The organism is Candidatus Propionivibrio aalborgensis, assembly GCF_900089945.1.
In the GTDB taxonomy this organism is placed as follows: domain Bacteria; phylum Pseudomonadota; class Gammaproteobacteria; order Burkholderiales; family Rhodocyclaceae; genus Propionivibrio; species Propionivibrio aalborgensis.
This window is the reverse complement of sequence record NZ_FLQY01000182.1, coordinates 1-4,366: the sequence shown is the minus strand read 5'-3', so window position 1 is coordinate 4,366 and position 4,366 is coordinate 1. Positions and strand designations below refer to the sequence as shown.

The following is a 4,366-nucleotide window of genomic DNA, read 5'->3' as shown; positions in this document are numbered from 1 at the left end:
AAGAAAAAGGGAAAGTGCGGTCTGCACTTTCCCTTATGATTTGGAGCGGGAGAAGAGTCTCGAACTCTCGACCTATACCTTGGCAAGGTATCGCTCTACCAACTGAGCTACTCCCGCGTGAAACAAATTCTGGAGGCGCGAGCCGGAGTCGAACCGACCTACACGGATTTGCAATCCGGTGCATAACCGCTTTGCTATCGCGCCGCGCCTACCTCACGATAGGTCATGCTTTTGACGATGAAACCAAGCTTGTTCTTGTTGAAATCTGGAGCGGGAGAAGAGTCTCGAACTCTCGACCTATACCTTGGCAAGGTATCGCTCTACCAACTGAGCTACTCCCGCGTGAAGCGAGTGCGCATTATAAAGGCTTGGCAAGACCTGTCAACGATTAAGGCCTTTCGGTGATTCAGCCTCAATGGGGCGTCAAGCGCGTCTTTGCTGCCTTCCGCAGCCCGGTTCAGGCCTTTTTGTCCATGTCGTCGAGATGCGACCACGCCATTCTCATGTAATAGCCCATCGACCAGAGTGTCAGAACAGCAGCAACGTAGATGAGCCAGGTGCCCATGCCTTGTACGTCGAAGTTTCCGATTGGATCGTGATAAAGCAACATTGATATGGAGACGATTTGAGCGGTTGTCTTGACCTTGCCGATCGCCGATACGGCTACGCTCTTGTGCGCGCCCATCTGTGCCATCCATTCACGCAGGGCGGAAATGGTGATCTCGCGCCCGATGATGATTGCGGCCAGTACGGCATCCAGCCTGCCAAGCTGAACGAGCATGATCAGCGCTGCGGCAACGACCAGTTTGTCAGCGACCGGATCGAGAAAGGCACCGAACGCCGATGTTTCGTTCCAGCGGCGCGCCAGGTAACCATCGAGCCAGTCGGTTACGCCTGCGAGAACGAAAATCAGCGTTGCGGCTAGATTGCGACCCACCTCGACGATCCATGTTTCGGGAACGTAGTAGACGCCAATCATCAGGGGTATCAGGACGATTCGCAGCCAGGTCAGAAGGATCGGAATGCTGAAGGGCATCAATGCAAAGCCGTGTAAATTGTCCGGGCCAGTTCCCGACTGATGCCGGGAACTGCTGTCAGTTGGTCGATCCCCGCATTGGAGATGCCTTGCAAGCCGCCGAAATGAGAAATCAACGCCTTGCGTCGTTTTGGTCCGATACCGGCGATCTCCTCAAGTCGTGAAGTCCGTCGGGTCTGGCTACGCCGCGCCCGATGACCTGAAATGGCAAAGCGGTGAGCCTCATCGCGAATTTCCTGAATCAGGTTGAGCGCAGGATGTTCTGCCGCCAATTGTAGCGGTTCGCGGCCGTCCGCGAAAATCAGTTTTTCAAGACCCGGTTTGCGTCCTTCGCCTTTGGCAACGCCCAGCATTGGCAAATGCGCGAGTCCAAGTTCTTCCAGCGCGGACAAGGCGGCATTGACCTGACCTTTCCCGCCGTCGATCAGAATCAGGGCAGGCGCCACGCTTTCCCCGCTTGAGACCTTTTCATAACGCCGGAGTACCACCTGCCGGATGGCGGCGTAGTCATCGCCAGGCTGGATGCCCTGAATATTGAAGCGTCGATAATCCGATTTGCGCATGCCATCACCCTGATAGACCACGCAGGAGGCGACAGTCGCTTCGCCCTGTGTGTGGCTGATATCGAAACACTCGATACGAGCCTGTTTGTTCGCTTCGCTATCCTCGGGCTCCACTCCGAGACACTCGAACAGGGCGTCAAGACGCGATGCCTGTCGCGAAAGAACGTTGCGACGAGCGTGAATGGCCAATCTGGCGTTCTGCTCGGCCATCTCCACCCAGACTTTGTGCAGGGTTAGCCTGGGTTCCAGTACGGGAACCGGGTGGCCGGCCAGCTCAGCCAGTGCATTGACCGTTTCACTGTCAGGCAAGGCGCGATTGAGATAGATGCGCATCGGAATCGGGTGTATCAGGTAATGCTGACTGAGGAAAGCGGAAAGCACTTCTTCGGGCGAACTGTCGCCAACGTTGCTGGGGAACTGCGTCTTGTCACCCAGATGCCGGCCACCGCGGACCATGGCCAGATTCACGCAAAGCAAACCGGCTTCCTCGACGACAACGACGATATCGACATCCTCGCCTTTGCTGCTTTCGACGTACTGTTTGTCTTGTATTTGACGCAAGGACTGGATCTGGTCCCGATAGACCGCCGCGCGCTCGAAAGCAAGTTCGGTCGCCGCCTGATGCATCGCTTCGCCAAGTTGCCCGATGACTTCCTGTTGTCGCCCTTGCAGGAACATCGATGCCCGCTGAACATCCTGCGCATAAATTGCAGGAGCGATGAAATCAACGCAGGGCGCCGAACAACGCTTGATCTGGTAGAGGAGGCAGGGCCGCGAACGGTTGCTGAATACAGAATCCTCGCAGGTGCGCAGGCGGAACATCCTTTGCAGAAGATTGATGCTGTCACGCACCGCAGTCGTTGACGGAAAAGGCCCGAAGTAGTCGGCTTTCCGGTCCGTATTGCCGCGATAAAAGCCCAGGCGGGGATAGCGGTCGCGGGTGATGACGATGTAGGGATACGACTTGTCGTCCCGGAAAAGAATGTTGTAACGAGGCGCGAGGCTTTTGATCAGATTGTTTTCGAGCAGCAAGGCCTCGGCTTCGGACCGGGTAACGGTCGTTTCGACGCTGGCGATCTGCGCCACCATCAAGGCAATGCGCGGACTGGGATGGTTCTCGCGAAAGTAGGACGCGACGCGTTTCTTCAGGTTCTTCGCCTTGCCTACATAGAGCACCCTGCCGTCGACATCGAGCATGCGATACACACCGGGAAACTCGGTCAGCGTGTCCAGTAGTGCATTGGCGTCGAAAGTTTCGTCCATGGGCAAGAGCAGTTAGGATGGCGCCTTTGATGTTATCACGCGCGTTCTCCTGTCCGCGCCCGGCCCCACCATGACCCAGCCTGCCAAACCCCTCGAGTGGGACATCTTCTGCAACGTCATCGACAATTTTGGCGATATTGGCGTTTGCTGGCGCCTTTCGCGCCAGCTCACTGTCGAGCACGACTGCCGGGTTCGCCTGTGGGTCAACGAACTGGAGGCCTTCCAGCGGATCTGCCCGGAAATTGATCCGCAAATACCCATCCAGCACGTGGGTGGGGTTGAGGTACGCCGCTGGGCAAGTACGTTCCCGGAAAGTGTTCCCGGCGACGTGGTCATTGAGGCCTTTGGCTGCCATCTGCCCGAGCCCTTCGTCGATGCAATGGCCGGATGCAGGGCGCCACCGGTATGGATCAATCTCGAATATCTGAGTGCCGAAGCCTGGGTATCGGGCTGCCACACCCTGCCCTCGCCGCATCCGAACCTGCCGCTCACGAAGTATTTCTTCTTCCCCGGTTACGGTGAGGGCACGGGCGGACTGCTGCGCGAACACGATCTGGAAGAACGCAGGCAGGGCTTCTGCACATCGGTGGAACAGCAAAAGGACTTCTGGTTTTCGCTGGGCCTTCCTCCGCCACCGGCCGATGCCCTGGTCGTTTCGCTCTTTGCCTACGAAAATTCGGCAATCGGGGATCTGCTCACGGTCTGGGCGCGAGGCGAGGAGCCGGTCTGTTGTCTGGCATCCGAATCGCGAACCCTGGCGGCGCTGGAGGAATTCGCCGGTCAATCGATGCGGGCGGGCGATACCATCCGCCGTGGCAAGCTGGAATTGCGCGTGCTGCCTTTTGTCACTCAGCAGGATTACGATCGGCTGCTGTGGGCGAGCGACATCAGTTTTGTGCGCGGCGAGGACTCTTTCGTGCGCGCCCAGTGGGCGGCGAAGCCGATGGTATGGCACATCTACCCACAAGACGAGGGCACGCATTTGAGCAAACTCGGCGCCTTTCTCGATCAGTACACTGCAGGCGCCTCACAAGCGACCGCTGAAGCGGTTCGCGTGCTTCACAACGCGTGGAATGGTGACCTGAGCGGCGAGAGACACGCGCCCAGGATCACCCCGGAGTTGTGGCAGCAGTGGATGGATGCGCTTCCCGACCTTCGAAATTTGGCAGAAAACTGGGCCAATCATCTGATAAATCAGGAAGATTTGTGCAGTAGTCTGGTGCGTTTCTGCCGTTCCAAGTTATAATGCCCGGCTAATTTTTCAACGACATTTTTGGAACGCACTATGAAAACCGCACAGGAACTTCGCGCCGGCAACGTGTTTATGGTCGGCAACGACCCGATGGTTGTCCTCAAGGCTGACTACAGCAAATCCGGCCGCAACGCCTCGGTCGTCAAAATGAAGATGAAGAATCTGCTGACGGGCTCGCCGACTGAAACCGTTTACCGCGCCGACGACAAGTTCGACGTCGTGATGCTTGACCGCAAGGAAGTCAATTACTCC

At 57.2% G+C, this 4,366-nt stretch carries 3 protein-coding genes, 3 tRNA genes and 1 pseudogene; 2 read left to right on the top strand and 5 right to left on the bottom strand.

The window, feature by feature from the left end; all coding sequences use genetic code 11:
- Positions 1–41: 41 nt before the first annotated feature.
- From PROAA_RS09745 to uvrC, 5 genes are all read right to left on the bottom strand, one after another.
- A tRNA-Gly gene (locus PROAA_RS09745) sits at positions 42–117 on the bottom strand.
- Between the two features lie 13 nt (positions 118–130).
- Positions 131–204, bottom strand: a tRNA-Cys gene (locus tag PROAA_RS09740).
- Between the two features lie 62 nt (positions 205–266).
- Positions 267–342 (bottom strand) — tRNA-Gly (locus tag PROAA_RS09735).
- 115 nt (positions 343–457) lie between these two features.
- The gene (gene pgsA, locus PROAA_RS09730) at positions 458–1,036 is read right to left on the bottom strand and encodes a CDP-diacylglycerol--glycerol-3-phosphate 3-phosphatidyltransferase (RefSeq protein ID WP_186411155.1); all 579 of its coding nucleotides are present in this window, start codon (positions 1,034–1,036) and stop codon (positions 458–460) included.
- Positions 1,036–2,862 carry an excinuclease ABC subunit UvrC gene (gene uvrC / locus PROAA_RS09725; RefSeq protein WP_186411154.1) on the bottom strand — a complete coding sequence of 609 codons (1,827 nt, stop codon included), beginning with the start codon at positions 2,860–2,862 and terminating at the stop codon, positions 1,036–1,038. The genes pgsA and uvrC overlap by 1 nt, the downstream gene beginning before the upstream one ends.
- A gap of 70 nt (positions 2,863–2,932) precedes the next feature.
- Here uvrC and earP point away from each other — a divergent pair, with 70 nt between their 5' ends.
- Both earP and PROAA_RS09715 read left to right on the top strand, forming a co-directional pair.
- Positions 2,933–4,108 (top strand): elongation factor P maturation arginine rhamnosyltransferase EarP, encoded by a 1,176-nt coding sequence (gene earP, locus PROAA_RS09720; protein ID WP_186411153.1) that lies wholly within the window; start codon positions 2,933–2,935, stop codon positions 4,106–4,108.
- A gap of 39 nt (positions 4,109–4,147) precedes the next feature.
- Positions 4,148–4,366 (top strand): annotated as a pseudogene (locus PROAA_RS09715) (elongation factor P); the annotation flags it as partial.

Bases quoted from the DNA above. Each gene is read 5' to 3' on its own strand.
- pgsA (WP_186411155.1), bottom strand. From the start codon at position 1,036: ATGCCCTTCAGCATTCCGATCCTTCTGACCTGGCTGCGAATCGTCCTG.
- uvrC (WP_186411154.1), bottom strand. From the start codon at position 2,862: ATGGACGAAACTTTCGACGCCAATGCACTACTGGACACGCTGACCGAG.
- earP (WP_186411153.1), top strand. From the start codon at position 2,933: ATGACCCAGCCTGCCAAACCCCTCGAGTGGGACATCTTCTGCAACGTC.